Annotated in this window: 13 protein-coding genes; 8 read left to right on the top strand and 5 right to left on the bottom strand. The window is 71.9% G+C overall.

Annotated features, from left to right (window positions below):
* Window positions 1–29: 29 nt before the first annotated feature.
* Both ACIP89_RS27495 and dhaL read left to right on the top strand, forming a co-directional pair.
* Window positions 30–1,028: a dihydroxyacetone kinase subunit DhaK gene (locus ACIP89_RS27495; protein WP_401925172.1), complete on the top strand. Its 999-nt coding sequence runs from the start codon at window positions 30–32 to the stop codon at window positions 1,026–1,028.
* A gap of 59 nt (window positions 1,029–1,087) precedes the next feature.
* A complete protein-coding gene (dhaL, locus tag ACIP89_RS27490) occupies window positions 1,088–1,753 on the top strand; it encodes a dihydroxyacetone kinase subunit DhaL (protein ID WP_402117296.1) in 666 nt (221 codons plus the stop codon).
* Window positions 1,754–1,765: 12 nt separating this feature from the next.
* Here dhaL and ACIP89_RS27485 read toward each other — a convergent pair whose 3' ends face one another.
* Both ACIP89_RS27485 and ACIP89_RS27480 read right to left on the bottom strand, forming a co-directional pair.
* The gene (locus ACIP89_RS27485; protein ID WP_402117294.1) at window positions 1,766–2,491 is read right to left on the bottom strand and encodes an HAD family hydrolase; all 726 of its coding nucleotides are present in this window, start codon (window positions 2,489–2,491) and stop codon (window positions 1,766–1,768) included.
* Window positions 2,492–3,678: 1,187 nt separating this feature from the next.
* Window positions 3,679–4,917, bottom strand: coding sequence for an FAD-dependent monooxygenase (locus ACIP89_RS27480; RefSeq protein WP_402117292.1), 1,239 nt, complete (start codon window positions 4,915–4,917; stop codon window positions 3,679–3,681).
* 77 nt (window positions 4,918–4,994) lie between these two features.
* Here ACIP89_RS27480 and ACIP89_RS27475 point away from each other — a divergent pair, with 77 nt between their 5' ends.
* Window positions 4,995–5,567 carry a TetR/AcrR family transcriptional regulator C-terminal domain-containing protein gene (locus tag ACIP89_RS27475; protein ID WP_402117421.1) on the top strand — a complete coding sequence of 191 codons (573 nt, stop codon included), beginning with the start codon at window positions 4,995–4,997 and terminating at the stop codon, window positions 5,565–5,567.
* Window positions 5,568–5,862: 295 nt separating this feature from the next.
* On the opposite strand, the gene fusA is transcribed toward ACIP89_RS27475, so the two are convergent.
* The 3 genes from fusA to ACIP89_RS27460 form a co-directional block, all read right to left on the bottom strand.
* The gene (gene fusA / locus ACIP89_RS27470; RefSeq protein WP_402117291.1) at window positions 5,863–7,950 is read right to left on the bottom strand and encodes an elongation factor G; all 2,088 of its coding nucleotides are present in this window, start codon (window positions 7,948–7,950) and stop codon (window positions 5,863–5,865) included.
* A 432-nt stretch (window positions 7,951–8,382) separates the two neighbouring features.
* The gene (locus tag ACIP89_RS27465; RefSeq protein WP_401925158.1) at window positions 8,383–8,661 is read right to left on the bottom strand and encodes a hypothetical protein; all 279 of its coding nucleotides are present in this window, start codon (window positions 8,659–8,661) and stop codon (window positions 8,383–8,385) included.
* Between the two features lie 104 nt (window positions 8,662–8,765).
* Window positions 8,766–9,668: a DUF2510 domain-containing protein gene (locus tag ACIP89_RS27460; protein ID WP_401925155.1), complete on the bottom strand. Its 903-nt coding sequence runs from the start codon at window positions 9,666–9,668 to the stop codon at window positions 8,766–8,768.
* A 210-nt stretch (window positions 9,669–9,878) separates the two neighbouring features.
* Here ACIP89_RS27460 and ACIP89_RS27455 point away from each other — a divergent pair, with 210 nt between their 5' ends.
* From ACIP89_RS27455 to ACIP89_RS27435, 5 genes are all read left to right on the top strand, one after another.
* Entirely contained in the window at window positions 9,879–10,619 is a 741-nt protein-coding gene (locus ACIP89_RS27455) for a class I SAM-dependent methyltransferase (RefSeq protein ID WP_402117289.1), read from the top strand.
* Window positions 10,620–10,641: 22 nt separating this feature from the next.
* Entirely contained in the window at window positions 10,642–11,019 is a 378-nt protein-coding gene (locus ACIP89_RS27450) for a DUF4440 domain-containing protein (RefSeq protein ID WP_402117287.1), read from the top strand.
* 51 nt (window positions 11,020–11,070) lie between these two features.
* On the top strand, window positions 11,071–12,114 hold the full coding sequence (locus ACIP89_RS27445) for a S66 peptidase family protein (RefSeq protein ID WP_402117285.1): 1,044 nt from the start codon (window positions 11,071–11,073) through the stop codon (window positions 12,112–12,114).
* A 101-nt stretch (window positions 12,115–12,215) separates the two neighbouring features.
* Entirely contained in the window at window positions 12,216–12,626 is a 411-nt protein-coding gene (locus ACIP89_RS27440) for an SRPBCC family protein (RefSeq protein WP_402117284.1), read from the top strand.
* Window positions 12,627–12,771: 145 nt separating this feature from the next.
* Window positions 12,772–13,503, top strand: coding sequence for a FadR/GntR family transcriptional regulator (locus ACIP89_RS27435; protein WP_401925145.1), 732 nt, complete (start codon window positions 12,772–12,774; stop codon window positions 13,501–13,503).
* The last annotated feature ends 121 nt before the right edge of the window (window positions 13,504–13,624 follow it).

Here is a 13,624-nt window from a genome sequence, read left to right as displayed (position 1 = left end):
CTCGTGGCCCTCGACGACGGAGGACCTGGATGGCATCGTATTTCGAGAACGGTGACGACACCCTGGTGCCGGACGCCCTGCGGGGCTTCGCCCGCGCCCACGCGGACCTGCTCACGCTCGACCCCGCCCACGGTTTCCTCGTGGCCCGCGACCCGGCACCCGCGCGGAGGGTCGGCCTCCTCTCGGGAGGAGGGTCGGGGCACGAACCCCTGCACGCCGGATACGTCGGACGGGGCATGCTGGACGTCGCCTGCCCGGGGCTCGTCTTCGCCTCACCGCACAACCGGCAGGTGTACGAAGGGTCCCTCGCCGCCGCCCGGTCCCAGGGCGTGCTGCACATCGTGAAGAACTACACCGGAGACCGGATCAACTTCGGCATCGCCGCCGAAAGGCTCGCCCACCGCGGCGTGCCCTGCGCCCGCGTCCTGGTGGACGACGACCTCGCCACCGACTCCGAGGACATCGCCGCGGGCCGCCGGGGCACGGGTGGCACCGTCCTGATCGAGAAGGTGCTCGGGGCGGCGGCCGACACCGGCCTCGGCCTCCACGAACTCCAGGAGCTCGGCACCCGCCTCGCAGCGAGCTGCCGCACCCTGGCCGTGGCCTCAGCCGCCCACACCGCGCCCACGACCGGCAGGCCCGCCTTCCACCTCGATCCGGAGGAACTGGAGTACGGCGTCGGCATCCACGGCGAGCGCGCCCGGAAGACCATCCCCCGCGGGCCCCTCGGCCCTCTGGTCCAGCGCATGGCCCTGGCGCTCCTGGACGCGCTCTCCCCGGCCCGGGATTCCTCGGTCATCGCCCTGGTCAACGGTCTCGGGGCCGTCACCCCGCTGGAGCTGTACGCGGTCCACGCCGAGCTCGGCGGCGTGCTCGACGACCGCGGTATCGAACTTGCCCGTTCCCTCGTCGGCGAGTACATCACTTCCCTGGACATGCGCGGCTTCTCCATCACCCTGCTCGCCGCCGACCACCAGATCCTGCGCCTGTACGACGCGCCCGTGCGGACCGCCGCCCTGCACTGGTGAGGCGGCGGCGGCACACGGCCGTCCTCCGACAGAGTTCCCCCGAGCACGGGAGGCACCCCATGACGACCAGCACGTCCCCCGACGCGTTCTCCACCGACGCCTGGATGCGCCGGTTCGTGGAGACCGTCCAGACCACGAAGGACCGCCTCACCTCATTGGACCAAGAGGTGGGCGACGGCGACTTCGGCATCAACCTCAGCACCGGAGCGCACTCGACCCTCCGGCGCCTCGACGCGGACCCCGCGTCCCGCAGCGACCCCGCCGCACCTCTCCACGCCGCGGCCACCGCCTTCCTGGACGAGGTCGGCGGCACCAGCGGGCCGCTGTTCGGCCTGCTGTTCCAGTCACTGGCCGTCGCGGTGGCCGGCGCAGCGGCCGCCACCACGCCGGCTCTCGCGGCCGGAGCGGCGGAGGGGCTGGCGGCCATCCGCCGGGTGGGGGACGCGGCGCCAGGCGACAAGACCCTCGTCGACGCACTGGGTCCGGCGGCCCAGGCCCTCCGGACCGCCCCGGCGGACACTCCGCCGGCGGAAGCCCTGGCCCGGGCCGCCGACGCGGCCTGGGCCGGCGTGTCCGAGACCGCGCGCCTGCGTGCGCGGATGGGGCGCTCCAGCTACCTCGGCGAGCGTGCCGAAGGCGTTCCCGATCCCGGCGCGGTGGGGATCGGGCTGCTCTTCGCCTCCGCCCGAGCAGTCGTGGAAGATCTCAGCACGCGGCTGGGCTGAAGGGGTGCCGGCCTACTCCCGCGCCCCGAGAGCCGGCCAGGAATCCACCCAGGCCGACAGATCCGGAGCGTTCAGTACCGGCACCCACAGGTCGGCCCGGGCCGCGTCCTCGGGCTGCGGGCGCGGGCCCACTCCGACCACGCGCAGCCCGGCCCGCAGGGCCGACTCGATTCCCGTCATCGAGTCCTCGACGGCGAGGGCCTGTTGCGGTGCGGCACCGCAGAGGCGGGCGGCCGTCGCGTAGACGTCCGGCCAGGGCTTCGGGCGCAGGGGCTCTCCGTTCCCCCCTCCGGAGTTGTCCTCGCTCGGGACCACGACGTGCTCGAAGTGGCTGAGCAGGCCGGCCCGGTCGAGGCTCGACTCCACTACCTGCAAAGGGCAGTTGCTCGCCACGGCGAGTGGCAGGCGGCCGGAGAGCCGGCGCACGAAGTCGGCGGCTCCGGGCATCGTGACCGGGTCCTTGGCGACCTGCACCATGAAGTGGCGCAGCAGCGAGCCGGTCATTTCCGCCGCCAGCTTGGGCTTGTCCGCCTCCTGGGCCATCAGCCGGCCGCAGTCGATGTAATGGACGCCCTTGGCCCGTTCTGCGAAGCCCGGCGCGGGGTGGATACCGAAGTCCCGGAAGACCTGGTTGCGTGCGTCCTGCCAGTGGCTTTCGGTGTCCATCAAGGTGCCGTCGCAGTCGAAGACGACGGCTTCGGGAGACCAGCCGGTCAGGGTGTTGGTGGTATCGGTCATGGTGTGCCGCTCCTGAAGGAGGCAGGCGGTCAGGCTCGTGGCGGGACCGCGGCTTCGTGGTTGTGCGTTTCCCTGAGACAGCTCGGATGGCTTGCTGCGTCCGTCGGCCCCGTCGATGTCCGGGGGTGCGCAGGCGCATTTCCGTCCGAATCGTGAAACGTCACCGCAGCCACGCTATGGAGATGTTGTTGTGTGAGGCAATCACTGCTTTGCGTGCTCGACCGCGCCGGATCCGAGGGTGTAAGGGGCCACTGGAATTTCTTTCGCGAAACGCGTTGATTTCCACGTCAATTCCGCACGGTGGAAGGTGAGTTGATGAATAAGTGCACGGGAGTCATCGCCCGGGATCCGGCGTGAATTGATTCACCCGTTTGGCAAGCCGATCGCCAAAAATTCGATTAACTTCACTCTTGGGCGTGCACGCTCGAAAGTACATAACAATACGGCGAAAGAACCGGTTATTTACCACCGGCGTACGCGGGCTCACGAAATTCTCGCATCAAACGCGAAATGAGCGGCCGCGGTGAGCCGGTGTGTCGGGTTCGAGAGGGTGCGGGCCGGCGCGTGCGGGTCCGGACCGGCTGACCGGCCCTTCAGGCCGGTGCGCTGCCCCCAGGATCTCGACGGGAGGCCGCGGGTCGCCAGGGCTTTCGATTCTTCGCGAATGCCGGTAAGCGCGCAGGGAGTGTGCGGAGCGTGCCCTCGGTCCCGGGGCCGGCCCTGCGATCCCACCGGGATGCGTCGGGACTGCGCGGCGCCACCTTTGCGCCCACCGGTCGGGAATCGACCGCTACTATCCCGGTCCCCATGGTTCGCTTGCTCATGCCTACACGGCCAGGGAATTCCGCCGTGAGTGTCGTCCGCGACGAGGAAGTCGCACGGAAGGTGTTGTGCTGACCCGAGGGCGGGCCGATGCAGAAATCGCGAGAGGGTGGGCGAGCGGACAGCGCGGCCGATGCCGAGCTGCTTATATTCTCCTCGCTCTTTCGGGGCGAGCGTGGAATGAGCGCGCGGGTCAATGCGTGGGGCGCCGGACGGTGTCGGTGGTGCCGTCGTAGCTGAGCGCCTCCGGCCCGGCGGGGACGCGGCCGGATACGCGCGGCTTTCGGCGAGCGGGCGGAAGCCGGCCGGGCAGGGGGATCGGAGGGCCGACCTCGCCCCTGGCCCCCGCGGTCCGGGACGGGCGCTCAGGCGGCGGCATAGTCGGGAAGCCGCCAGCCGCCGCCGCGGTCCTCCTTGGACAGCCGCGCGACCAGGTCGGGGATGTGGAGGAAGCAGGCCAGCGCGGTGGCGTTCTGGAAGGCGCTGATGGCATGTCTGGTCAGGGGCATGCCCAGGCGCAGGACGCGCGGATTGACCTGGCCCTGGATCTCGTCGACGAAGGGCCGCAGGACGCGCTCGTAGTCCGCGAGCGCGGCCGGCAGGTCGCCCGGTGCCCGGTTGATCTCACCGGCCAGGACGTAGGCGCCGACCAGACCGCCGGAGATCCCCATGCCGCTGTAGGGGGAGGCGCAGTGCGCGGCGTCACCGGCCAGCACCACCCGGCCCTTGGACCAGCTGCCGCTCCGCACCTGTGCGACCTCCTGGGAGTAGAAGAACGGGCTGTCCTTCATGCCCTGGACGAACCGTTCGGTCTGCCAGCCGGCATCGCTGAACCGCCCGGCCCAGAACCTCTGCTGCTCCTCGACCGGAGCCCGGTGGATCGCGGAGGCTTCCGCGGACTCCTCGCGCAACACGAAGTACACCTGCGTCTCGGTCGGGTTGTGGCTGCGCCGCATGTTCTGCCGGCCGCCCGGAACCATGTACGTGTCACGGATGCGGGTGTCGGAGGCGATGCGCGGCACGAACCAGTAGGCCATGTGGATGCCTGCACGCCAGTACGGGTCGAAGCCCTCCGGCAGCAGCGCCCGGCGGGTGCGCGAGCCCTGCCCGTCCGCACCGATCAGCAGGTCGAAGTCGCCCGAGGTCCCGTCCGAGAGGTGCGCGGTGACCTTGTCGGAGTGCTGGTCGAAGCCGTCGACGCTCTTGCCGAAGACGTACTCGGCGTCGTCCTTCGTCGCCTCGTGCAGGATACGCACGAGGTCGCCGCGCATGATCTCGTACTCCGAGGTCAGGGTCTGACGGCCCTTGCCGGAGGTGTTCGCCATGATCGTCGCCTTCGGCTTCCCGCGGGAGTCGACGAAGGCCACGCCCGCCTCGTCCACCAGTCGGCCGCGCACCTCCTCCAGCAGCCCCATCCGGGCCACCGCGTCGATGCCCTGCCCGCGCAGATCCACCTGCGCCCCCGAGGCCCGCAGCGCCGGGAACCGCTCGACGACAGTCACCTCGTGACCGCCGCGCGTGAGCCAGAAGGCCAGCGCCTGCCCCGCGACACCGCCGCCGGCCACCAGGATCCGCAGCGATTGCCTCGCGGTCTTGTGCGTCATGACCCACCTCAAAATCTATCGGTGATTGATTCCTTTTCAGATTCTTCTATCAGCGATAGATTGTCAACGTGACCAAGATGAACCGTGCGACCGTCGTCAGCGAGGCGCTGGAACTGCTGGACGACGTGGGCCTGGAAGATGTCAGCACCAGGCGGCTGGCCAGGCGCCTGGGGGTGGAGCAGCCGTCGCTCTACTACCACTTCAGGACCAAGAAGGACCTGCTGGCCGCGATGGCGGAGGCGGCCATGGCCCCGCACGCCCACGCCCCCCTGCCGGAACCCGAGGACGACTGGCGGAACTGGTTCCTGGACAACTCCCGTAGTTTCCGCCGCACGCTGCTGATGCGCCGCGACGGCGCCCGCCTGCACGCGGGCAGCACCCCGACCGGCGATCTGGACCGGATCCGCCGCAAGATGGCCTTCCTGGTTGCCTCCGGCGTGCCCGAGCTGCAGGCGCAGACGGCCATGCTGGCCGCCGGCCGCTTCACCGTCGGCTGCGTACTGGAGGAGCAGGCGGACGTGGACACGCCGGACGCGGCGGACCTGCCGGACGACGTCCCCGCGCTCGGTCACGAAGCGGCGTTCGAGGCGGGCCTCGCGCTCATCCTCGGCGGCCTCGAACAGCACACCGTCGCCCCCGACGCCCGCTGAGTGCCGGTCAGCAGGGTCGGACAGGGCGCTTCGGGCCCGACTCGTCGCGGGTGAGGCGTCCCGGATATCCGCGCAGCCCCCACGCAGCCGCAGCCCCCACGCAGCCGCAGCCCCACGTGGCCGCAGCCCCACGTGGCCGCAGCCCCACGCGGCCGCAGCCCCACGCGGCCACCGCGACGAGCAGCCACCCCACACCCGGACCGGGCCGCCGGAGACCGCTCGGCGAAGCACGGGACCGACAGGCCGGCGCCCCTCCCCGTGTGCGGGCTGCCCGCACACGGGGAGGGGCCGGGTGCTACCGGCCGGGCGCCGCGCCCGGCGCCGGAGCGTAGCCCGTGGCCCGGGTGGTGAACGTCCCCCGGCCCTGGGTGCGGCTGCGCAGCCGGGTCGCGTAGCCGAACAGCTCGGCCAGCGGCACGGTCGCCGTGACCACCGCCGCACCGGGCCGCGCGGTCGAGCCGGACACCTGGCCACGCCGTGCCGCCAGGTCGCCGAGCACCCCGCCGACGGCCTCGTCGGGCACGGTGACCGTCACCTCGGCCACCGGCTCCAGGAGCACCATCGCGCAGGCGCGCAGCGCCTCCCGGAGCGCGAACCGCCCGGCCGTGCGGAACGCCATCTCCGAGGAGTCCTTGGGATGCGTGGCGCCATCGGTCAGCGTCACCCGTACCCCGGTCACCGGATGCCCGCCGAGCGGGCCCTCGGCCAGGGCGTCCCGGCAGCCGGCCGCCACCGCCCGGACGTACTCCTGCGGAACCCGGCCGCCGACGACGGACGAACGGAACTCGAACTCCGTCCCGCCCTCGCCGTCATGACCCTCGGCCACCTCCAACGGCTCGACGGTGAGCACGACATGGGCGAACTGCCCGGCCCCGCCGTCCTGCTTGACGTGCCGGTACACCAGACCCGCCACCCCGCGCACGACCGTCTCCCGGAGGGCGACCTGCGGCCGGCCGACCCGGACCTCAAGTCCATGGGCCCGGCGGATCTTCTCGGCCGCCACCTCCAGATGGAGTTCGCCCATGCCCGAGAGCACCGTCTGCCCCGTCTCGGGGTCCGTCCGCACCGCCAGCGAGGGGTCCTCCTCCACCAGCCGCGCCAGGGCGGACATCAGCCGCTCCGTGTCGGTGTTCCGGCCCGCCTCGACCGCCACCGACACGACCGGATCGGCCACGGTGGGCGGTTCGAGGACCAGCGGGGCGCCCGGCGCGCACAGGGTGGCGCCGGCACGGGCTGCCTTGAGACCGATCACCGCGACGATGTCCCCGGCCACCGCCTCGTCCACATCGACATGGCGGTCCGCCCGGACCCGCAGGATCCGGCCGACCCGCTCGCCGCGCCGCGCACCCGCGTCCAGCACCGTGTCCCCCTTCCTGAGCGTGCCCGAGTACAGCCGCAGATACGTCAGCCGGCCCGTCGGGGTCGCGGCCACCTTGAACGCCAGCGCGGCCAGCGGAGCCGCCGGGTCCGCGGCCCGCTCCCGCACCTCGCCGCCGAGCGTGCCGCGCACGGGCGGCACGTCCAGCGGGGAGGGCAGATAGGCCACGACGGCTTCCAGGAGCGGCTCGACGCCCCGGTTCCGGTAGGCCGAACCGCACAGCACCACGACGCCCTCACCGGTACGGGTCAGTTCGCGCAACGCCTCGGCCAGTGTCTGCGCGGAGAGCGTGGACCGCGCGCAGAACTCCTCCAGGGCGACCGGGTGGAGCTCCGCCACCGTCTCCTCCAGCAGCCGCCGGCGCCGCGACGCCTCCTCCCTCAGCTCATCGGGCACCTCCCCTTCCTCGTAGGTGTCCGAGCCGTCGGCCCAGACCAGTGCCCGCATGCGCAGCAGGTCCACCACTCCGGTGAACCGCTCCTCTTCGCCGATCGGCAGCTGGACCACCAGGGGGACCGGGTGCAGCCGCTCCCGGATCGACGCGACCGCGGCGTCGAGGCGGGCCCCGGCCCGGTCGAGCTTGTTGACGAAGGCGATGCGCGGCACACCATGCCGGTTCGCCTGCCGCCACACCGACTCGCTCTGCGGCTCCACACCCGCGACCGCGTCGAACACGGCGATCGCACCGTCGAGCACCCGCAGCGAACGCTCGACCTCGTCGGCGAAGTCGACGTGCCCCGGGGTGTCGATCAGGTTGATCCGGTGGCCCGCCCACGTACAGCTCACCGCGGCGGCGAAGATGGTGATGCCCCGGTCGCGTTCCTGCGGGTCGAAGTCGGTGATGGTCGTTCCGTCATGGACCTCGCCGCGTCTGTGGGTGGTGCCGGTGGCGTAGAGGATCCGTTCGGTGACGGTGGTCTTGCCCGCGTCGACGTGGGCGAGGATGCCCAGATTGCGCACGTCTTCGAGCGAGTTGGTGAGTCGGCGGTTCAGTTCGGTACGCACGGTCCGTGGCCCTTCGGGGTGATCCGGAAGAAGAGGGCGCGATCCCCGGACGAGGAGGCCTGTGGTCAGGCCCGCGGAACCCCTGGCCGCGCTGCGCCGCGCAGCGCGCGACCGCTATGACGGCCCGTCGATGACAGTGCGGGGTTCAGGCGTTCGTCTCGGGTGTCCGGGGCCGGCCGCGCAGCCGGCGCCGGGCGGAGGTAGACACCAGGATCACCTCGTACCGCGACAGGGGAACGACGACAGCGGTGCGGTAGCGCACGGCAGGTCTCCCCTCACTGGTCACGGTGCGCGCCGCGACTGAGCGCGGCGCGCGATTCCGTTGTGAGTCTAGGCAGTTGGAGACGGCGGGGGAACCGGTTTTCCGGCTGGCCCCGCGCTGTTCGGCCGGCCGTGGCCGTCCGGGGACGGGACCGTGTCACAGGGGCCGTGTCACATCGGAAGGGAACCGCGCCCGGCGAACCGGCCGCGGGGCCGGCACGCCCTGCGGCACCGCCGCAGCGCCCCGCGGCCGCAGCCGCGCCATTCGGCCGGGGAGACGCCCGCTCCCCGGCCGCCCCGGGTGATCAGCGCGTTCACCGGGCTGTGCGGGTCCAGGGCCATCGTCCGGGCCAGCAGGACGCCGATCACCAGCGGGGCCAGGGTGACGGCCAGCGTGGTGCCGGCACGGGCGACGTGCTGGATGCGGGGGCGCGGTGCTTCGGGAGCCATGGTCCCATTCGAGCAGCGGGCGACCGGTGCGGGATCGGCCGGCGTACTCAGTCCGGGCGGCTCGGGTACTCAGCCGGGCCGCCCGGCGCCCCTCGGGGGAGTGGCTACGCGGTGGTGCCGGGGCCGGAACCCGCGCCCGAGGCGGCCTTGATGCCCTTCGTGATGTCCTCAAGGACGGACAGGGCGGGTGCCTTGCTGTTGATGTCGAAGCCCGAACGGACGACGATCAGCATGTCCTCGGCCCGGGGGGAGGGGAAGGCCAGCGACTCGACGTACCCGTCATCGCCGTTCTTCGTCACGACCTTCCAGCGCACCCGGTAGCCCTGCTGGCCGGCCACCGTGACCGCCTCGGACTTCAGCTCCTGGTGCGAGGTGATGCCGCCGTAGATCTTCTCGCCGTACGAGTCCTTCGCGTTGGTGGCGATGTCCTTCTCGGCGGTGGCCTTCGCGGTCTTGGTGCTCAGCTTCAGCGCCTCGGCCGGTACGGAGAACACCCCGCCGCGCACGCACTCCTCCTTGGGCTCCCCGGGGCAGGCGTACGAACCCGTGGTCACCCCCGCCCCCATGCCCGACTTGCCCTTCCAGCCGTCCGGGACGGGGATGCTGATTCCGCTCGCCAGGTCCGTCGCGTAACCGTCCTCGGTCTGCGGCAGCTGCTGCTCCGGGCTCTGGTTCCCGCCACCGCCGTCGGTGCCACCGCTGCCGCCCGGTGCGCCGGGCCGGCGGCTGGGTGCCTGGGAGGGCGGGTCGGACGGTGCGGTGGCCGTGCTCTCCGACTTCTTGCCGGAGTCGTCGGTCAGCAGGTACACACCACCGCCGATGGCGGCAAGCACCACCACACCGGCGGTTATGCCGGCGCCGATGCGTATCCGGCGGCTGCGGACGGCCGCCGGTGGCACGCGGAGGTGATCGGTCCACTGACTGCCGTCCCACCAGCGTTCCTGGATGGGGCCAAATCCTGTGTACCCGGGGTCTGGATGCCAGCCGGGCGGGCTCGTCTGCGTCACGGCAGCCACCGTAGCCGGGTTGCGTGAGAATCCTATGAATCAGATGGACCAGATGAATGGGGCGATCGGTCCCCGTCCGGTTCGGCCCGTCCGGAAGCCGATTATGGTCTAGACAATTGATGAGCCCGCTCGCTAGCATCCGCGACGGAGCGCGGCGGCCCGGCGGCAGCGGTTCGCCCGGTCCGTCGGCCACGGCAGGAGAGAGGGCACATGGAAGCGACCGCTCCGGACCGTCGGTTCGCAGAGGACTACCGGATCGCCCGGGAGATTCCGCGCGACGGACTCACCGCCTGGCGCGCGGCCGTCGCGGCCGAGGTGCCGTTGGCGCCGGGGGCGGTCGTGCTGGACGTCGGCGCCGGGACCGGGGCCTTCGCGGCCGCGTTCGCGGACTGGTTCGGGGCGCGGGTGCTGGCGGTGGAACCGGCCGCCGCCATGCGCGCGCTGATCCCCCGTACCGCGGACATCGAGGTGCTGGACGGCCGGGCCGAGGCGCTGCCGGTGCCGGACGGGTGCGCGGACGCGGCCTGGCTCGGCTCGGTCGTCCACCACATCGGGGATCTGGCCGCCGCGGCACGGGAGATCCGCAGGGCGCTGAAGCCGGGGGCACCGGCGCTGATCCGCAACTCCTTCCCCGGCCGGTGCACGCGGGACCTGCGGGTGCGGTTCTTCCCCGGGACCGCGCGCATCATCGACTCGTACCCGACCGTAGAGCAGACCTGCGCGGCGTTCGCCGCCGCGGGCTTCGCCCGGGTCGCGCTGCACGCCGTGCCGCAGGAGAGCGCCCCGAGCCTGTCCGGATTCGCCGACCGGATCCGGCGGGACACCGACGCGAAGCTCCGGTCCCTCACGGACGAGGAGTTCGCGTCCGGGATGCGGCGGTTGAGGCGGGCCGCGGAGCAGGAGCCGGACCGGCCGGCCGTCAGCTGGATGGATCTGCTGGTCCTGGCCTGAGCGCGCGCACTAGGCTGCCCGGATGAGTGGAAGCGATGAGGAGGAGCGGTCCGTGCGGGCCGCCGTCGAGGGCGAGCTGCGGCTGCTGGATCCGGCGGTCCGGGCCCTGCCCGACGCGGTGACCGAACTCCTCGACCCGGAGTTCACCGAGTTCGGTGCGTCCGGGCGGCGGTACGACAGGACCTCGATCCTCGCCGTCACCTCCGCCGACGCCGAGGGGACGCCCGTCGCGCCCACCGTCACCGGCATGTCCGGCAGGCTGCTGGCCCCGGGCCTCGTCCACCTGACGTTCATGACGGAGCGGGACGGGTGCGGGGTGCGGCGCAGTTCGATCTGGCGCCGCACGGATTCGCGCTGGCGGCTCTACTTCCACCAGGGCACACCGGCCAACGCCTCCTAGGGCGACCGGAATTCGCAGGACGGCGAGCCGGGTCCCCTCTAAGCTCCCGGAATGACGAACGCCAGCTATCCCGCCAAGCCCCGCCCCGGTGACCGCGTCGCCGTGGTGTCCCCCGGGTCCGGGCTCCCCGGCATCCTCCCGCTCCCGTACGAGCTGGGGCTGCGCAGGCTCCGGGAGGAGTTCGGGCTGGAGCCCGTCGAGTACCCGAGCACCCGGAAGATGGGCTCGACGCCCCAGGAACGCGCCGCCGACCTCCACGCGGCCTTCTCCGACCCCACGGTCAAGGCCGTCATCGCCAGCATCGGCGGGGACGACCAGATCACCGTGCTGCCGCACCTCGACCGGGAGCTGCTGCGGGCCAACCCCAAGCCGTTCTTCGGCTACAGCGACAACACCAACCTCCTGGTGTTCCTGGAAGACCTGGGCATCGTCGGTTACCACGGCGGATCGGTGATGGTCGAGCTGGGACGCCCGGGGGCGATGCACCCGCTGACCGCCGAATCGTTGCGGGCGGCGCTGTTCACCCACGATGCCCATGAGCTCGTCCCGGCGAAGGAGAGCGGCCGCGTGAACGGCCGCTGGGAGGACCCGCGGACCTTCGACGACGAGCCCGCCATGCAGCCGGTCGACGGCTGGACCTGGCACAACGCCGGCCGGGTGGTCGAGGGCGCGAGCTGGGGCGGCGAGCTGGAGATCCTGTCCTGGCTGCTGATGGCGGACCGGGGGATACGGCCGGCGGCCGAGTACGCGGGCCGGGTGCTGTTCCTCGAAACGTCGGAGGAGATGCCCGGCGCCGGGCAGGTGTACCGGATCCTGCGGAATATGGGGGAGCGCGGACTGCTGCGCCGGTTCCCCGCGCTGCTGATGGGGCGCGCCAAGCACTGGTCCTTCGAACAGCCCCTCGACCCCGGGGCCGGACAGCGGTACCGCGAGCAGCAGCGCGAGGCGGTGCTGCGTGCCCTGAGCGAGTACGCCCCCGACACCATGGCCGTCTTCGACGTCGATCTCGGCCACACGGACCCGCAGGTGGTCATCCCGTACGGCGGCCGGGTGCGGGTGGACGGAGTCGCCCGGCGCATCGTGGTGACGTACTGAGCCGAGCCCGTCAGGACGCCGGACGGCGCGGCCCCGCTTCGGACCGGGCGTGTCCGATCCGTTCAAGAGGGCGGCGGTGGTGATCCTCTACCGTCACTGCCATGAACAGCACCGACAGAGAATCACGCCACCTCGGCGTCCACATCGACCGTACGGCCGACGACGTCTACGCCTATGCCTCGGACCCGCTGAACCTGCCCGCGTGGGCACGTGGACTGGGAGGCTCGATCAAGAGGATCGATGGCCGATGGGTCGCGGAATCCTCCCCCATGGGCAGGGTCGTGGTGACCTTCGTGGCACGTAACGGCCTGGGTGTGCTCGACCACGACGTCACGCTGCCCTCGGGCGAAACCGTCTACAACCCGGTCCGGGTGATCAGCGACGGCCAGGGAAGCGAGGTGATTTTCACCCTTCGGCGGCAGCCCCATCTGAGCGACGCGGACTTCGAGCGCGACGCCGGCACGGTGGCCGCCGATCTGAACCGGCTCCGAGAGCTGATGGAGTCCGCGTAGCCGCACGCGATGTGCCGGACGGGGGGCGGGGTCCGGGGCCGGTCAGGTATGGTCCGACCACATGTGGTGTGTGACATAGTGGGAAAAAATGAGGACCGGACCGGTCAGCGGCGGAACGGCTCCGGCCGGGGCAAGGGAGTGGCGGATGCCCGTCGAATGGCAGCCCGTACGGCAGTCGCGCACCCATGAGCTGGTGCTCCAGAGCATCGAGCAGCGGGTGTTCGCCGGTGAGCTCAAGGCCGGCGACCGGCTGCCGCCCGAACGGGAGCTGGCCCCGGTCCTCGGCGTCAGCCGGTCCGCCCTGCGCGAGGCCCTGCGGGTGCTGGAGACCATCGGCGTCCTGGTGGCGCAGCCGGGCCGGGGACCGGACGCCGGGGCGCGGATCGTGCGCCACCCCGACGACGCGCTCGGGCGCCTGCTCCGGCTCCACTTCGCCCTCGGCAGCTACAGCCTGGAGGACGTGCTGGAGGCGCGTGTCGTGCTGGAGCGCTCCAGCTTCGAGGCCGCCGCGCGCCACGCCTCCGCCGAGGACCTGGACGAGGCCGCGGCGCTGCTCGTGCGGATGGGGGCGCCGGACGTCGGCGTGCCCGAATTCAACGACCTGGACACCAGGTTCCACGTACAGATCGCCCGCAGTTCCGGCAACGAACTGACCTCCACGCTCACCTCCGCCGTCCGGGAGTCCGTCCGGCCGCTCATCCTGCGCGCCCTGGAGACCGCGGCGGACTGGCGGGCCACCGCCGCCGCGCTCAACGCCGACCACACCGAGCTGCTGCGCCTGGTGCGCGCGGGAGAAGGGGCGCGGGCCGCCGATCTGGTGGAGGCGCACATCCGGGGGCTGCACGGAACGCTCGTCGACGAGAAGCCCGTGTCCTGAGCGGAACCGTCCTGAGTGGAACCGTCCCGACCGGGGCTTTCCCGGCCGGGTGCTGACCCGGGCGCGCCCCGCACCCTTCCGCGGGCCGAGCGCGCGTACTATGGTCCGACCATACAATGGT

It is taken from the genome of Streptomyces sp. NPDC088730 (assembly GCF_044751215.1).
Classification (GTDB): domain Bacteria; phylum Actinomycetota; class Actinomycetes; order Streptomycetales; family Streptomycetaceae; genus Streptomyces.
This window is presented reverse-complemented; position numbering and strand designations above follow the sequence as displayed.

Coding starts and splice junctions, on each gene's coding strand:
- ACIP89_RS27480 (WP_402117292.1), bottom strand. CDS start 4,917: ATGACGCACAAGACCGCGAGGCAATCGCTGCGGATCCTGGTGGCCGGC.
- ACIP89_RS27495 (WP_401925172.1), top strand. CDS start 30: ATGGCATCGTATTTCGAGAACGGTGACGACACCCTGGTGCCGGACGCC.
- ACIP89_RS27455 (WP_402117289.1), top strand. CDS start 9,879: ATGGAAGCGACCGCTCCGGACCGTCGGTTCGCAGAGGACTACCGGATC.
- ACIP89_RS27485 (WP_402117294.1), bottom strand. CDS start 2,491: ATGACCGATACCACCAACACCCTGACCGGCTGGTCTCCCGAAGCCGTC.
- ACIP89_RS27445 (WP_402117285.1), top strand. CDS start 11,071: ATGACGAACGCCAGCTATCCCGCCAAGCCCCGCCCCGGTGACCGCGTC.
- dhaL (WP_402117296.1), top strand. CDS start 1,088: ATGACGACCAGCACGTCCCCCGACGCGTTCTCCACCGACGCCTGGATG.
- ACIP89_RS27475 (WP_402117421.1), top strand. CDS start 4,995: ATGAACCGTGCGACCGTCGTCAGCGAGGCGCTGGAACTGCTGGACGAC.
- ACIP89_RS27440 (WP_402117284.1), top strand. CDS start 12,216: ATGAACAGCACCGACAGAGAATCACGCCACCTCGGCGTCCACATCGAC.
- ACIP89_RS27465 (WP_401925158.1), bottom strand. CDS start 8,661: ATGGCTCCCGAAGCACCGCGCCCCCGCATCCAGCACGTCGCCCGTGCC.
- ACIP89_RS27450 (WP_402117287.1), top strand. CDS start 10,642: ATGAGTGGAAGCGATGAGGAGGAGCGGTCCGTGCGGGCCGCCGTCGAG.
- ACIP89_RS27435 (WP_401925145.1), top strand. CDS start 12,772: ATGCCCGTCGAATGGCAGCCCGTACGGCAGTCGCGCACCCATGAGCTG.